Below are 13,834 nucleotides of genomic sequence, written 5' to 3'. Positions count from 1 at the left end.
GAGCGCCCTGTGCTCCTAGCGTTGGTCGCATGAGTAGCGACTGGTTGGGCGGAGGCGTCGTCTGGGCGCTCGCCGCCGTCCTCTGGGTCGCCTACCTGATTCCCACGTGGATGCGCCGGCGGTCGTACAACGCGACCGAGCGCAATGCGGTGAGGCTCCAGCAGACTCTGCGGATCCTCGCCGAGACGGCAGAAGTACCCGAGCACGTGCGAGCGGAGGCGACGGCCCGTGAGGTCGCGCTCCAGCAACGCCGTCTCCGGGTGACCGAGACACGACGACGAGCCGAAGAGAAGGCACAGGCGATGGAGCTGGCACAGGCGGAGAAGGCAGCGCGCGAGGCGCTGCGACGGGCGACAGCGGGCGCGCGGCGGAGCACGAGGCGCTCTGCCCTGCGCTGGCGCCAGGGCGCGGCGCTGACGGTGCTGGTCGGACTGCTCGGCGCGCTGGTCGGCCTCGTGATGCTGCCGTTCGGCGGCACGGGGGCGGTGCCGCTGGTCGGGCTGCTCCTGCTGGCCGCGGGGCTCGGCACGCTGATCGTGCTGGCGCCCGGCCGGTGCCGGGCCGCCGCTCCGGCCGCGGTCGCGACGACCGCCGTCACGGCCGAGCGGCGCCGCGCGGAGGTCTTCGAGGCCGAGCTCGACGTGGAGGAGGCGGACGACGCCTCCGAGGAGCTCGTTGAGGACCGCGCGAGCTGGACGCCGCAGCCGCTGCCGAAGCCGCTCTACCTCTCCCGGGGCACCGTCGCCGCCTCGGCGATGGCGTCGATCGACGCCGTCGAGCGCCTGCGCACCGCGGCGGCCGAGGCGGAACTCGCCCAGCGCGCCGCGGCGACCGCTCCCGAGGTGGCTCCGCTGCGCGCCCCGCGTGCCGCCGCGCCCGATCCCGAGGCGCCCCGTCCCTCCTCCCGCTTCGCCTCCATGGGCGTCGTGGACGGCGTCGACGCGATCGACCTCGACCAGGCGCTGCAGCGCCGCCGCGGGGCCTGACGCGAGTGCGAGGCGCCCGCTCGTCCGTGCTAGTGTGGACGAGTTGTTCGGGCCGGTGACGGCTCGGAAGGCACGGGTCCGTGGCGCAGTTGGTAGCGCGCTTCGTTCGCAATGAAGAGGTCAGGGGTTCGAATCCCCTCGGATCCACCAGAGTGTTCTTATTCAAAACATTCGCAAAAGCAATTGCCGAAGGATCTTCGGCGCGAGACCCGCTCTCTGGAGCGGGTCTTTTGCGTTTCGGGCCTGTCGCCCGCAGGTTGTACGCGCGGGCGGCGATGCGGGCGTCGGGGCCGAGGAGAGTGGCGAAGAGGGCGACCTTGTCGGCGGTGATCGTCTCGTCGGGGTTGATGAGGATGCGCTCGAAGAGGACTTGATTGAAGAGCCGTCGGACGTGCTCGGGAGCAGGTGCCTGAAACTGCGCCCGAAATTAAGAAGGGGGAAGTTTAAATGGCACGCATTAAAGCGCTGATAGAGAAAAGCGGAGAGGAAATCGAGAGTATCCTATCCGATTATCGGCTAGGTCAGTTGCGTTCGGTCAAGCAATTGCCAGGGGGGCAAATCAATACCAACTACCGTCTCTCTACTGTGACTGGCGAATTCCTACTGCGGCTCTCGCCTCGCGGAAGGCTACAGGAGGAGATTGAGTTTGAAGTGTCAGTTCTTAGTCACTTGGCGGAAAAGGGTGTACCAGTGCCCACTCCTGTCCGACGGCGTGACGGTACGATCATCGGCAGTTCGGACGGTTCGTGCCTCGTGCTGCTCGAGTTTCTACCTGGCAGGACTTTAGGCCTAGACGAGCTGACAGCGGAAACAGCGCGACAAGCGGGCAGGCTTTTCGGACTGATGCAAGGAGCACTGTCAGACTGCCGGCCCTCGGGGTCCAAGCAAGACGGGGATCACCCCCTGACCGCGGAGCTCGTGCAGGGCCTCCTGGCCAAAGTGCAAGACCGAGGGGTGCTTGATCTAATTCGACGTACTTGGATTGAGACAGAGTCCCGGCGGTGTCATAGCGTCGTAGCAACGGAGGGGGTTGCTGGTGGTGCGTCGGCAGTTGTCGTTTGAGGATCGGGCTCAGATCGCGGTCGGGATCAAGCAGGGGCTGAGCGATCGGGAGATCGCCGAGTTGATCGACCGCGACCGGACGGTCGTGTGGCGTGAGCGGAGCCGGAACTCGCTCAAGACCCGCGGGTATCAGCCCGTCTCGGCGCAGACGAAGGCTCGCAAGCGGCGAGCCCGTCCGCAGGAGCGACTGATCGATGCCGATTCTGTGCTGTCGGCGCGGGTTCGAGCGGATCTGAAGCGTTCGCGGACGCCGCGGCAGATCGCGGGCCGGTTGCGCCTGGAGGCGGCGGACGCGAGCGTTGACACGATGACGCATTCACCCGACGCCGCAGGCCGCACCGTGTCCCACGAGGCGATCTACCGATGGATCTACGCCCACCCCAAGGGCGAACTCGCCCGCGAAGGCATCCTGTTGCGCTCGAAACAGACGACCCGCAAGCGACGCCGGCCGCTCGGGGAACGCACCGGCGGACGCATTGTGGGCATGGTTTCCATCGATGACCGGCCCGAGGAGGCGTCGGACCGGCGTGTTCCCGGCGCGTGGGAGGGAGATCTGATCATCGGAGCGCACGGCAAGACCGCGGCGATCACCCTGGTGGAGCGGCACTCGCGCTTCGCGATCATCCTGGGACTACCCGACGGAAAAGACTCCGACGGCGTCGCCGACGCTCTCATCGACCGGGTCGACGATCTGCCCGCGCATCTGCGCGGCTCCCTCACATGGGACCAGGGCACCGAGATGGCCCGGCACGCGCAGCTCACCCTCGCCACCGAGCTGCCCGTCTACTTCGCGCACCCGCGGTCCCCGTGGGAGCGGCCCTCGAACGAGAACACCAATGGTCTGATCCGCGAATACCTCCCCAAGGGCATCGAGATCACCAACCACCAGCCCTACCTCAACGCGATCGCCGACGAACTCAACGACCGACCCAGGCAGACCCTCGGCTTCCGAACCCCGCGCGAAGTCTTCGAGCGGCTACTCCTCGACGAAGCCGTTGCTTAGACGACTTGACATCGCCGCCTCAGGTGACGATTGTTGGTCTTGGCTACGTTGGTCTACCTACTGCGCTGGCTTTCTTCAGAGCCGGGTGGCGCGTCTTGGGTGTAGACGTCAGCGCCTCGAGATTGGATGCAATCGCTGCGGGACATGTTGACCTGTTCCCGGAAGAACTTGAGTACTTGACCCCTGCAACAGCCAGCGACCGATTCGTACTTCACGCGGAGGTAGGTGCAGTGCGCGGGTCCGAGGCGACCATCATCTGCGTTCCCACGCCGGTTAGCCAGGAGCAAACGCCCGACCTCCGGCCGTTGAGCGCTGCTTGCGCGGCCGTTGTCAGCTCCGCCGTGGCCGGTCAGTGCATCATCTTGACGTCCACAACATATGTGGGATGCACCGAACTGCAGCTACGACGCGAAGACGTGGGTGAAAAGCTTTGGGCCGCCGTTGCCTCGGCCTACGAGGACGATGCGCACCGCAGCTACACCGACGAGTACTGCGAGCGGCAGCGCGCCGACGCCCTCGAGTCGTCGCAGCGCGGTCCAGTTATACCGGCGGCCCGCCTCCCGTATCGTGCTTCGGCGTTGTGCTGGGTCACCCGACCGGTGCATACTGGTGCAGTGGCACGGAAAATCACACTCGTCGATGACCTCGACGGTCTCCTCATCCCGGACGGATCCACCGTTCAGTTCTCCATCGACGACTCGGTCTACGAGATCGACCTGTCGCCGAAGAACCGGCAGAAGCTTCGCGACGCATTCCGTCCCTACATTGACGCGTCGCGTCGCGCGCGCTACAGAACTACTGACCTACCGACCGTCGGGCCGAAGAAATAATAGAGAGAACGGCTCGCCGATCGTCCGGAGCCATAACGCCCGATGTCACTGTTTCAGCCTAATTCGGTTCGCGAGTTCCGCGAATCAGGCAGCGGGCAATGCCGGTGCATTCACTCGGGAATATCCGATCGCCCGCACAGAGATGTTCGTCGACGACGTCGATGGCACTCCGGTCGACGGTGGCGGAGCGACCGTCCGGTTCTCGGGTGACGGCAACGACTGTCGGATCGACCTGTCGGCTGACGACACCGCGACGGTGCACACGGCGCTCGACACGTTCGTAGCCGGCGAAAACTCTCGAGACGGTGTCGTGCCCGCCTCGATCACACTAACGCGCGCGATCGGTTCCGTCGCCTCCTCCTCGGGCGGCGGAGACCGCGGGCGAGCCCAGCTGGAATCCGACTTCAGCCGAGCAGATGTCGGTCTTGTAGCGATGACCGCTGCGCCGTGCACTCCGAGTGGTCTCCGGCGGCGAGCGCGACATGGCCAGCAGCACCGATCCTCGTCGGTGGTCCGCCTCGACCGATGCGGATCGTCAACGACGTGAGCCCCCGTGTCGGCGAGCGGCTCGCTCTCGACGCTGGGCCTCTCGTTCGTCCCGGTCGGGGTCCCGGGTGCCTTCCCGGACGGAATCGCGGCGCTCACCCGTGCCTGGGCCCCCCGTAGGGGGTCCCCTGGACAGGAGCCGTCCTCCCCGCGCTACTCCGCAGTCGGGCCGGATCGTACGCTCAGCGCGCGTGCTCTTCCGGGCATGACGTCGACGACGGGTCGGGATGGGGACGGTACGCACATGGGGAACAGGACGAGCGCAGATCGACTGCGGCGACGGGTGGCAGGCGGTGGCGCAGCGGTGCTCGCGCTGCTGGGGGGCCTCCTGGTGGCGCAGCCGGCGCAGGCGACCGGGACGCTGACGGTGCTCGCGCTCGGTGATTCGATCACCCGGGCTGCGACGACCTGCGGGATCAACCGAGACTGCGCCATGAATTCGTGGGCGACCGGCTCAGCGAGCGAGGTGGATTCGATCGCGACGCGGCTCGAGGCGGCGGACACCCGGACCTCAGTGCGGGCGGTGAACTACGCAAAGTCGGGCAGCCTCATCGGCGGGGTGGAGTCACGTATCGACGCCGCGGTGACGGCGGGGGAGGAGCCCGACGTGGTGACTCTGCTCATCGGGGGTAACGATCTGTGCTCCCTGACGCTCTCGCCCAGCGCTGAGGACGGCTACGCGATGACCTCGGCAGCGGGCTTCGCCTCGTCCGCGACCGGCATCATGCTGTCGATCTCGGAGGCCTGGCCGGATGCCAGAGTGCTTGTCAGCTCTGTCCCGAACGTCGCCGCGGAGTGGCAGGTCGTGAAGCCGACTCCCGGCGCGGCTGTCTGGGCCTGGGGCGGAGTCTGCCGGACGACGCGCGGAGTCGACGCGGTGACCGGCGCACCGCTGACCGGCGCGGCCTACTCCGCCTCCCTGGCAGCGGCGGAGGAGCGGTCGGACGACTTTAACGGAGCGCTCGCCGCGGCGTGTGCCGCCTCCTCGAACGACTGCGTCTGGGACGGCGGCGCCCTCTCGGCGGCACCCGTCGCGCTCGACGAGCTCTCGACAGACGTGGACTGGTTCCACCCCAGCACCACCGGCCAGGCCACGATCGCCTCCGAGCTCTGGGAGGCGTGGGGACTGGGTGACGACGCGTCGCCGAGCCCGACTCCAGGCCCCACCACCTCGCCGGTGCCTACCGCGACTCCGATGCCGACCTCGACGCCCACGGCGCCCCCTTCGACGCCGGTCCCGACAGCTTCGCCGACTCCCCACCTCGACACGACCGCGCCGACGGTGGCGATCACGGCGCCCACGAGCGGATCGACGGTCGGTGGCTCAGTGGTGCTGGTCGCCTCCGCGAAGGATGATGTGGGCGTCACCCGCCTCAGCTTCTGGAGCGGAGCGACCAAGCTCGGAGACGCGTCGAAGTCGACGAACGGCACCTGGCGGCTGACGAGATCCGCCGCCGCCTACCCGGCGGGACGCTACACGATCGTCGCTCACGCCTACGATGCGGCCGGCAACCTCGGACGCAGCCCGTCGATCAGCCTCACCCGGTGACGCCGGAAGGGGACCGTGAGGCGTCCCGGCCGCCTCAGGCGATCGGCCGCTCCGCCTGCAGGGTGTAGCTCAGCGGAGCGACGGCGGGCGTCGCCGCAAGCGCGTACTCGCCGTCGTCCCGCTGCACCATCTGCCCGGGCAGGGCGAGCCAGGGGACGCTGTCGTGCTCGATGAGCATCGTGAGCCGCAGACCCTCGCCCAGCAGAGCGGTCACGATCTCGCCGAGACCGTGGTTCCACTCGTAGGTGGTGGTCGCCCTCAGGGGTCGCTCGGTCTCGACGTAGCTGGTGTCACCGCTCCACTCAAGGGGCTCCTCCTGCTCGAAGTAGGGGAAGCGCAGGTGCAGCTCGTCGGTGCGGGTCCCATCGACGCTCCAGAGCAGCGGATGCGCCTCCCGGAGGAAGAGGCGCCCGCCGGGAGCCAGCAGCGCGGCGACCGTCGTCGCCCAGCGCTCGATGCTCGGCAACCAGCACAGAGCGCCGATACCCGTGTAGACGAGGTCGAAGCCGTGCTCCCCGAGGACCTCCACTGCCTCGTACACATCGGCCTGCACGAAGTCGACACGGTCGCCGGTGCGGGCGGTGAGTCCGCGCGCTCTGGCGACCGCCTCTGCGGAGAAGTCGAGACCGGTGACCCGGGACCCGAGCCGCGCGAGCGAGAGGGTGTCGGTGCCGATGTGGCACTGCAGATGCACCGCGCGGGCCCCGGAAACGTCGCCGAGACGGTGGCGGTCGAAGCGCACCACGTCCGAGAGCAGGACGCGGTCGTCGACGTAACGCTCGATCGCGTATCCCGTCTCGGCCGCGGCGTGCAGAGCCGCGCGGTCGTCCCAGTTCGCACGATTGGTCTCGGTGTAGTGGGCGCTCACGGGTGCTCCTCTGTGGTGTGGACTGCTGTTCGCACGCCATGATGCCGAATCCTCAGCGGGCGCAGGTGTCTCCGGCGCCGCTCGCGATCAACCCGCCTCTCGGACGGTCCTGTGGAGGAGCGTTCGAGGGTGCGTCCTCCCCGCGGGAGACGGGTGACCGGAGCCCGGCCCGGGCACGCACCGCGGGATTCGGTTCGTCCCCGTTCTCGACGGTCGGGAGGATCCAGAAGAGCGCGAAGAGGATCAGAGCGACGACGCCTCCGAGCAGCCCGGGACGAGTGCGAGTTGCACACAACTGTAGGTATATAGCGACGAAACCGATCCGTCGCCTGTCATCGCGTCGCGGCGGGCCGCTGCGCTATTCCGCGCGCAGGCCGGAGGAGCCGAGGGTGACGTCGACGTCGATCCTGATCGCCACCCGCAGGGGGTTGGCGCGTGGAGTCCGGTACCGCCTCGAGTACAGCTCGACGGCGTGCTCGACGGCGTCAGGCTCTTCCTCGACGGAGGCGGGGCCGCCAAGGCTGAGCCAGCGGACGCCGTCGACCTGGCCGACGGTGGCGGTGCCGCCTCGGCGCACGTTTACCACCTTCTGACTGTCCCGCGAGGTGATCACGCGCACGACTCCGTCCTCGTAGGTGAAGCCCACGGCGACGACGTGGAGCCGACCGTGTCGGCCCGGGGTCGAGAGGGTGGCCAGGTGCCGCTCGGTCACGAAGGCGAGGCCGTCTGCGCTCAGGATGCTCATGCCGTGAGCGTAGCCGGGGGCGCTGATGCCGTCGGGAGGGCTCAGGAACGCGCGGAGGCTCCTCCACAGGGGTGATTTCGTCGTCAATCGTGCAGAGCCGTCGCATCGAGGGCCCCGGATGGCATACTCGTATGGGAACCCGAGCTAACGTCATCTCATCGATGCAGCGGGACAGTCCCGTTCCACGACAAGGAGGATCATGTCTCTTCGCAGACGGAGCGCAGCGCTCCTGGGGGTCGCCGCGGTGGCTCTCGTCACCGGCCTCACGGCCACTCCGGCCCTCGCCTACGGGTCCGGACAGTCGCACATCCAGCCGGGCGGCGGCTGCAATTCCGGCAACTACTACTACCGCAGCGATGCCAGGGACGGCCGGGCCAACGCCTTCACCTCGTTCGACGGGTACTGCTGGGGCAACAAGACCGCCGGGGCTCGGCCGATTGCTGGCGGGTCCGTCGGCGCGTGGGCCTACAGCATCGGATCGGTGAGCACCTCGATGAGCAACGGGGCGGGTGCGACGGTCTACGGCAATCACTCGATCAACGGCGGATACGCGAGGTCGACGTGACGCGGCCCCGCCTGACCCCGATCGCGGTCGCGGCGCTCCTCGCCGCGACCGCGCTCGCGGGCTGCTCATCGGAGCCTGACGCAGAGCGCGCTCCCGGCGACCCGATGAGCTCCGCGCAGATCATGGCTCTGGCCGACAAGGAGGGGGAGGCCGGCCACGTCGAGCAGCAGACCGTTCTGGAGGACGGCGCGGTGACGTTCGACGAGTACGACGGCGCCTTCGCGCGGCTCGAGTCCTGCCTGACCGACCACGGCTTCACGGTCGACGGTCCGGTGGTCAGCCCGGTCGACGGGGTGCGCTACGAGTTCCGCTCCGACTTCGGCACGCGCGATCAGACCGCCGCTCTCGCAGACCTGGACGAGTGCAACGCCGTGCACTGGACGAGCGTGGCGCAGGCGTTCGAGCTCTCGCAGCCGCAAATCATGGACGCTCCCCTCGTCACCGCGACCGCCGACTGTCTGCGCACCGATGGACTCACCCTCGACGGAGAGGAGGCGAAGGTCGCCGACTTCGTGTCCTCCGTCGGCGAGGCCCAGGGGAAGGCGGTGCTCGACTGCGTCCAGCAGGAGGGGGCGCGTCTCTACCCCGATCTGCCCTCGCTGTCGGTCGGGTACTAGTCGTGGCCCGCCGGGGAGAGCGAGGAGCCGACGGGCTCGAACCGCGCGGCACGCGGCTGCGATCGCAGCTCGCCCGGGGCCTGCTCACCGCGGGCCTCGTGGCCTGGGTCGCGACTCCGGTTGTGGGCTTCCTCCTCCTCGAGCAGTCGACGCGAGCCGCATCACTCGCGCCGGCGGTCGATGTTTGGGCACCCGTTCAGGCGAACGCGGCCGCCGCTCGCCGCACCGTCTCGGTCGTGGTCACGCGAGACGTCGCGCCCGATCTCTACGCGCCGGCCTGGAGCGGAGTCGTGGAGTCGACGGCGGTCACGCCGGGCACGGTGGTCCGCAGCGGCGACGTCGTGGCGACGATCGCGGGAATCGACCGTCTCGCCATCTCCTCCGAACGACCCTTCTCGACCGAACTCCGGGTCGGTGATGAGGGACCCGATGCCGCAGCGCTCAACGACGTGCTCCGCGGGCTCGAGCTCGATGCTCCGGAGTCGGATGAGTTCACCGTGCCGACGCTGATCGCGGTTCGCGAGCTCGCCGACTCCCTGGGTGTGACCGCGACGAAGGATCTCCAGGTCTTCGACCCGTCCTGGCTGGTCTTCCTCCCGCAGGAGGAGATGACGGTCGCGACCTCGACGCTGCACGTCGGGGCGCTCGCACCGCCACCCGGCGAGGCGTTCGCCACCACCCGTCCGGTGATCGCTGCAGCGCAGCTCGACGGGGCGACATCGGCGGAGCTCGGCGACTCGAACGGTGCGGTGGTGCAGAGGGAGGTGAGGGCGGCCGATGCTGAGCGTCTCCAGATCGAGGGCGTCGAGATCGCTCTCTCTGCCGACCGGCGCGGAGTCGATCCGTCCGCCTTCGGCCAGCTGCGCGAACTGATCGCTGACGACCGATCGAGGACGGACGGAATGCTGCTCGCTGATCCTCGGCCCGGCACCGTGGTCGTGCCCAGCGCGGCGATCGGAGGAGGCGAACGCGCTTGCGTGCTTGCCCGCACGGCGGGCGGCGCGCCGGAGCCACGTGTCGTCACTGTGGAGTCGAGCTCGCTCGGGCGCTCGACCGTCTCGGGTGCCGTGGCGACGGGCGACGACGTCCTCGTCGCTCGGGCGACGGGTGCGCCGCCGTGTTGATCGACGCCTCCGACGTGACGGTGGACTTCGGCGGTCGCCCGATCCTCCGCGCTGTCTCCCTCTCGCTCGAAGCGGGAGAGACTCTCGCCCTCCGCGGCCCCTCCGGTGCGGGCAAATCGACCCTCCTCGGTGTGCTCGCCGGCCAGGTGCGCCCATCCGAGGGAACAGTGCGCTCGGCCCCGCCCGAGCGGACGGCGTGGATCCTTCAGTCCACCCCGGTGCTCACGCGCCGCAGCGTTCTCGACAACGTCGCGCTCGGCGCTCTCGCGCTCGGTTCCCGCAGGCGCGCGGCGGAGGCGGCGGCGCTCGACGCGTTGCGGCAGGTCGGGATCGCGCACCTCGGACTGCGGCCGGTGCACGAGCTCTCGGGAGGCGAGCGGCAGCGGACCGCCGTCGCTCGCGCCGTGGTCGCGGGGAGCGCCCTGATCCTCGCCGACGAGCCGACGGCCTCGCTCGATCCGGGCTCCCGAGCACTGGTGGTCGACGCACTCCTCCGGGCGGCGGCGTCGGGTGCGGGCGTGGTCGTGGCGACGCACGACTCGGTCGTGGCGGCCGCCTGCGGGCGGATCGCGCGGCTCGACGGCGGTGTTCTCCTCGAGATGTCGGGAGAACTCGATGAGTAGACGCCTGCGACCTGCGATGGTCGTTTCGGAGGCGTTCCGCAACGTCCGCGCCCGACCGTGGCCGGGCCTCCTCGCGATGGCGGCCGCGCTGCTCGCGGCGATCCTCGTGCCCACCCTCACCGCCGTCGAGATCGGTGCGCTCGAGTCCCGCGCCGCCGAGCTCGTGTCCGCGGGCGCGACCGTGCTGTCCATCACGGGAGCGGACCGCCGGCCTCTCCCCGCGGCACGGTGCGAGCAGCTCCGCGAGGTCGGCGGCGTCGTGGCGGCGGGCGGCACGATCGCCACCAGCACCCTCCACGACCCCGACGGAGTCGCGGTCTCCCTCCTGCGGGTGACCGCCGGCTATCCGACCGTCGTGTGGCCCGGCCCTGCTCTCCGACACGACCTCGGGACCTCCGCGGTGGTCGGCGAGCTTCTGGCGGCCCGCGCCGGCCTGCACGGGCCCGGCGCGCTGACCGGGCTCGCCGAGGGTGATCCGACGGCGACGGTGCAGATCGACCAGGTCGCCGGCCGCTCCTCCCGCCTCCCGTTCGCGGACCGCGCTGTCGTGGTCACCGAGCCGGCGACCGGAACCGTCCAGGAGTGCCTTGTCGAGGCGGACCCCGGCGCGGGCTCCGCGGTAGCGGCGCTCGCCGTCTCCTGGTTCCCCGCCGACCTCGAGGCGTCGGCGGCGCCTATCGCCCCGGCGCTCGACGGGGTACAGTCGCTCGACGAGTCGGTGTCCGCACGGCTCTCGCTCGTCGGCCCACCGCTCGGCGCAGTGCTCTGCGCGATGGGACTCGCCGCGGCTTGGCTGGCCAGACGGGCCGACATCGCCCTCTACCGCAGCCTCGGTCTCTCGAGCGCACGCCTCCTGCTGATGCTGACGGTCGAGACCGCACTCACGAGCGGGGTGGGCCTCGCGATCGGGCTCGCCGTATCGACGGTCCTCCTGCCGTGGTCGCCGCTGGCCCTGCGGCTCGCCGCCACCGACGCCTTGGCGATGCTCACCCTCACCGCACTCCTGCCGCTCCTCGGCGCCGCGGTCCTGCCGAGAGGACGGGGACACGATGCCCTCCGCGGACGCTGAGTGGCTGAGAGGACGGGCTCGGGCTCACGCCTCCAGGATCAGAGCCTCGCCCTGGCCACCTCCGCCGCAGAGGGCCGCGACCCCGAGGCCCCCGCCTCGTCTCCGCAGTGCGAGCGCGAGGTGCAGAGCCAGCCGCGCGCCCGACGCGCCGACGGGGTGGCCCAGCGCGATCGCGCCTCCGTCAAGGTTGACCGACTCGGGATCCACGCCGAGATCGTCGGCCGAGTGGAGCACGACCGAGGCGAAGGCTTCGTTGATCTCGATGACGTCGAGGTCGGCCACCGACGCGCCCCGACGTTCGAGTGCTCGTCGGATCGCCGCCGAGGGCTGCGAGTGCAGGGAGTTGTCCGGCCCGGCCACCTGGCCGTGCTCGGCGACGGTCGCGAGCCACGACAGCCCGTGCGCTCGCGCCCATCCGCGCGAGGCGACGACCAACGCCGACGCCCCGTCGGTGATCGGAGACGAGCTGCCCGCCGTGATGGTCCCCTCGGGAGAGAACGCGGGGGCGAGGCGCGCGAGCGTCTCGGGCGTGCTGTCCGCTCGGATCCCGTCGTCCGCCTCCACGACCAGATCGGCCGCCCGTCGCTGCCGCACGGTCACAGGCACGATCTCCGCGCCCAGGATCCCGGTGGAACGGGCGCGCTCGGCGCGCTGGTGCGAGAGCGCGGCGAAGGCGTCCTGGCGGTCCCGGTGAATGCCCCGCTCGGCGTTCCCGTCGTCGGTGACGCGACCCATGATCCGACGGTCGAAGGGATCGAGGAGGCCGTCGTGCAGCAGGGCGTCCTCGAGCGCCCTCGGCCCCACGCCGAGCCCGGAACGCGAGCCCAGAAGGAGATGCGGAGCGCCGGTCATCGACTCCTGACCTCCCGCGACCACGACGTCGGCCTCGCCCAGTCGGATCATCCTCGCCGCGTCGATCACGGCGGTCAGCCCCGAGAGGCACAGCTTGTTGATCGTCACGGCGGGCACGTTCCAGCCCACGCCCGCCAGCACAGCGGTCTGCCGGGCCGGGCCCTGACCGGCACCGGCCTGGATCACCTGACCGAGCACCACGGCATCGACGTCCTCCGGGCGGACGCCGGAGCGGTCCAGCGCTCCTCGGACGGCGACTACCCCGAGCTCCACGGCCGAGAGCGGGGCGAACACTCCCGAGAAGCGCGCGAACGGGGTGCGCGCGCCCCCGAGGATGACGGGCGTGGTGTCGTCAGTGGGCACGACTACTCCTTCTGGACGATGGGAGTGGCGCAAGCGGTGGCGACGTCGCCACGCCACGCCGCGATCGACGTCCGCCGGAGCGGCTCACGGTACAAGGACGATCTTGCCGCGAGCGTGACCCTCCTCGCTCAGACGATGCGCCTCCGCGACCGCCTCGAGAGGGAAGCGCGGCCCGATCTCGATCGAGAAGCGCCCCTCCGCGGCGAGCCGCGCGGCGAGCGGGATGCCCTCTCGCCGCAAGCCCTGCTCCTGCTCCGTCAGCGGAATCGGGCTGCCGCCCATCCATGCCCGGATGCCCAGCTCGGCGGCCCGCGCACCGACCACGACGGTCGCCACGTGCTGCGAGTCCGCCACCAGGGCGAGGGACGCCGCGAGCGCCTCGTCGGTCCCGGCCGCATCGAGCACGCGGTCGACGCCCTCCGGAGCCTCCTCCCGGAGCCGGTCGTCGAGGCCCGGACCGTAGGCGACGGGCACGGCGCCCAGCGCTCGCAGGGCCGCGTGGTGGGAGGGGCTCGCGGTCGCGATCACCCGGGCTCCGCGATCGAGCGCGAACTGCACCGCGGCCCGACCGACCGCCCCCGCCCCCGCGTGCACGAGGAAGGTCGATCCCTCCGCGACTCCGAGCGACACCACGGCCTGGTAGGCGGTGCTGACCGGGATGCCGAGGGCCGCAGCTTCCTCGAAACCCAGCCCCTCGGGCAGGGCATCGAGGCTCTCAGGAGCGACGGCGACCGCAGTCGCGTAGGTACCGACCGCTCCGCTCACGATCACCTCATCGCCCACGCTCCAGCCCGAGACGCCTTCGCCGAGGGCCGTGACAACGCCGGAGGCGTCCGACCCGATCCTGCGCGGCCCGCTGAGCGGTGCACTGGGACGCAGGCCCGAGCGGATCTTCCACTCGATCGGATTCACCCCCGCCGCGCGGACGGCGACCACGACCGATCCGGGCGTGGCCTGCGGGTCCGGCGCTTCCACGACCTCGAGCACCTCGGGCCCGCCGAACCGCTCGTACTGCACGAACCTCGCCATGTG

General features: G+C 70.2%; 15 protein-coding genes, 1 tRNA gene and 1 pseudogene. 13 read left to right on the top strand and 4 right to left on the bottom strand.

What is annotated here, in order from left to right; genetic code table 11:
• Positions 1-29: 29 nt before the first annotated feature.
• The 8 genes and pseudogenes from GSU10_RS10895 (at position 30) to GSU10_RS10865 (ending at position 5,976) form a co-directional block, all read left to right on the top strand.
• A complete protein-coding gene (locus GSU10_RS10895; protein WP_132504860.1) occupies positions 30-986 on the top strand; it encodes a hypothetical protein in 957 nt (318 codons plus the stop codon).
• A 74-nt stretch (positions 987-1,060) separates the two neighbouring features.
• A tRNA-Ala gene (locus GSU10_RS10890) sits at positions 1,061-1,136 on the top strand.
• A gap of 297 nt (positions 1,137-1,433) precedes the next feature.
• Positions 1,434-2,048, top strand: a complete 615-nt coding sequence (locus GSU10_RS15740) for a phosphotransferase (RefSeq protein ID WP_132504858.1) — start codon at positions 1,434-1,436, stop codon at positions 2,046-2,048.
• Positions 2,023-3,051 (top strand): IS30 family transposase, encoded by a 1,029-nt coding sequence (locus GSU10_RS10880; protein WP_159316544.1) that lies wholly within the window; start codon positions 2,023-2,025, stop codon positions 3,049-3,051. Before GSU10_RS15740 ends, GSU10_RS10880 begins: the two co-directional genes overlap by 26 nt.
• 23 nt (positions 3,052-3,074) lie before the next feature.
• A pseudogene (locus tag GSU10_RS15735) lies at positions 3,075-3,386 on the top strand (nucleotide sugar dehydrogenase); the annotation flags it as partial.
• Positions 3,387-3,467: 81 nt separating this feature from the next.
• On the top strand, positions 3,468-3,881 hold the full coding sequence (locus GSU10_RS15515; RefSeq protein WP_244311476.1) for an Lsr2 dimerization domain-containing protein: 414 nt from the start codon (positions 3,468-3,470) through the stop codon (positions 3,879-3,881).
• A 142-nt stretch (positions 3,882-4,023) separates the two neighbouring features.
• Positions 4,024-4,428, top strand: a complete 405-nt coding sequence (locus GSU10_RS15730; protein WP_068211735.1) for an Lsr2 dimerization domain-containing protein — start codon at positions 4,024-4,026, stop codon at positions 4,426-4,428.
• Positions 4,429-4,671: 243 nt separating this feature from the next.
• Entirely contained in the window at positions 4,672-5,976 is a 1,305-nt protein-coding gene (locus GSU10_RS10865; RefSeq protein ID WP_158286054.1) for a GDSL-type esterase/lipase family protein, read from the top strand.
• Between the two features lie 34 nt (positions 5,977-6,010).
• Here GSU10_RS10865 and GSU10_RS10860 read toward each other — a convergent pair whose 3' ends face one another.
• Together GSU10_RS10860 and GSU10_RS10855 are read right to left on the bottom strand one after the other, a co-directional pair.
• Positions 6,011-6,844 (bottom strand): class I SAM-dependent methyltransferase, encoded by an 834-nt coding sequence (locus GSU10_RS10860; RefSeq protein ID WP_068211726.1) that lies wholly within the window; start codon positions 6,842-6,844, stop codon positions 6,011-6,013.
• A 358-nt stretch (positions 6,845-7,202) separates the two neighbouring features.
• Positions 7,203-7,589, bottom strand: coding sequence for a pyridoxamine 5'-phosphate oxidase family protein (locus tag GSU10_RS10855; RefSeq protein ID WP_068211722.1), 387 nt, complete (start codon positions 7,587-7,589; stop codon positions 7,203-7,205).
• Between the two features lie 199 nt (positions 7,590-7,788).
• Between GSU10_RS10855 and GSU10_RS10850 the strand changes: the two genes are divergently transcribed.
• From GSU10_RS10850 to GSU10_RS10830, 5 genes are read left to right on the top strand one after another with little or no spacing between them, the layout of a single operon-like run.
• Positions 7,789-8,154, top strand: a complete 366-nt coding sequence (locus tag GSU10_RS10850; RefSeq protein WP_068211720.1) for a hypothetical protein — start codon at positions 7,789-7,791, stop codon at positions 8,152-8,154.
• Complete coding sequence (locus tag GSU10_RS10845; RefSeq protein WP_068211718.1) at positions 8,151-8,771, top strand: hypothetical protein; 621 nt, start codon at positions 8,151-8,153, stop codon at positions 8,769-8,771. Before GSU10_RS10850 ends, GSU10_RS10845 begins: the two co-directional genes overlap by 4 nt.
• 2 nt (positions 8,772-8,773) lie before the next feature.
• On the top strand, positions 8,774-9,895 hold the full coding sequence (locus GSU10_RS10840) for a hypothetical protein (protein WP_068211716.1): 1,122 nt from the start codon (positions 8,774-8,776) through the stop codon (positions 9,893-9,895).
• Positions 9,889-10,518, top strand: a complete 630-nt coding sequence (locus GSU10_RS10835) for an ABC transporter ATP-binding protein (protein ID WP_068211713.1) — start codon at positions 9,889-9,891, stop codon at positions 10,516-10,518. The genes GSU10_RS10840 and GSU10_RS10835 overlap by 7 nt, the downstream gene beginning before the upstream one ends.
• Positions 10,511-11,587, top strand: coding sequence for an ABC transporter permease family protein (locus GSU10_RS10830; RefSeq protein ID WP_132503970.1), 1,077 nt, complete (start codon positions 10,511-10,513; stop codon positions 11,585-11,587). Before GSU10_RS10835 ends, GSU10_RS10830 begins: the two co-directional genes overlap by 8 nt.
• A gap of 24 nt (positions 11,588-11,611) precedes the next feature.
• Here GSU10_RS10830 and GSU10_RS10825 read toward each other — a convergent pair whose 3' ends face one another.
• The gene (locus GSU10_RS10825; protein WP_068211711.1) at positions 11,612-12,802 is read right to left on the bottom strand and encodes an acetyl-CoA C-acyltransferase; all 1,191 of its coding nucleotides are present in this window, start codon (positions 12,800-12,802) and stop codon (positions 11,612-11,614) included.
• A gap of 84 nt (positions 12,803-12,886) precedes the next feature.
• Complete coding sequence (locus GSU10_RS10820; RefSeq protein WP_132503972.1) at positions 12,887-13,831, bottom strand: NADP-dependent oxidoreductase; 945 nt, start codon at positions 13,829-13,831, stop codon at positions 12,887-12,889.
• Between the last annotated feature and the right edge of the window lie 3 nt (positions 13,832-13,834).

This window comes from Rathayibacter tanaceti, from assembly GCF_009834165.1.
Lineage (GTDB): Bacteria > Actinomycetota > Actinomycetes > Actinomycetales > Microbacteriaceae > Rathayibacter > Rathayibacter tanaceti.
This window is presented reverse-complemented; position numbering and strand designations above follow the sequence as displayed.

Coding starts and splice junctions, on each gene's coding strand:
- GSU10_RS15730 (WP_068211735.1), top strand. CDS start 4,024: ATGTTCGTCGACGACGTCGATGGCACTCCGGTCGACGGTGGCGGAGCG.
- GSU10_RS10850 (WP_068211720.1), top strand. CDS start 7,789: ATGTCTCTTCGCAGACGGAGCGCAGCGCTCCTGGGGGTCGCCGCGGTG.
- GSU10_RS10855 (WP_068211722.1), bottom strand. CDS start 7,589: ATGAGCATCCTGAGCGCAGACGGCCTCGCCTTCGTGACCGAGCGGCAC.
- GSU10_RS15740 (WP_132504858.1), top strand. CDS start 1,434: ATGGCACGCATTAAAGCGCTGATAGAGAAAAGCGGAGAGGAAATCGAG.
- GSU10_RS10830 (WP_132503970.1), top strand. CDS start 10,511: ATGAGTAGACGCCTGCGACCTGCGATGGTCGTTTCGGAGGCGTTCCGC.
- GSU10_RS10895 (WP_132504860.1), top strand. CDS start 30: ATGAGTAGCGACTGGTTGGGCGGAGGCGTCGTCTGGGCGCTCGCCGCC.
- GSU10_RS10865 (WP_158286054.1), top strand. CDS start 4,672: ATGGGGAACAGGACGAGCGCAGATCGACTGCGGCGACGGGTGGCAGGC.
- GSU10_RS10820 (WP_132503972.1), bottom strand. CDS start 13,831: ATGGCGAGGTTCGTGCAGTACGAGCGGTTCGGCGGGCCCGAGGTGCTC.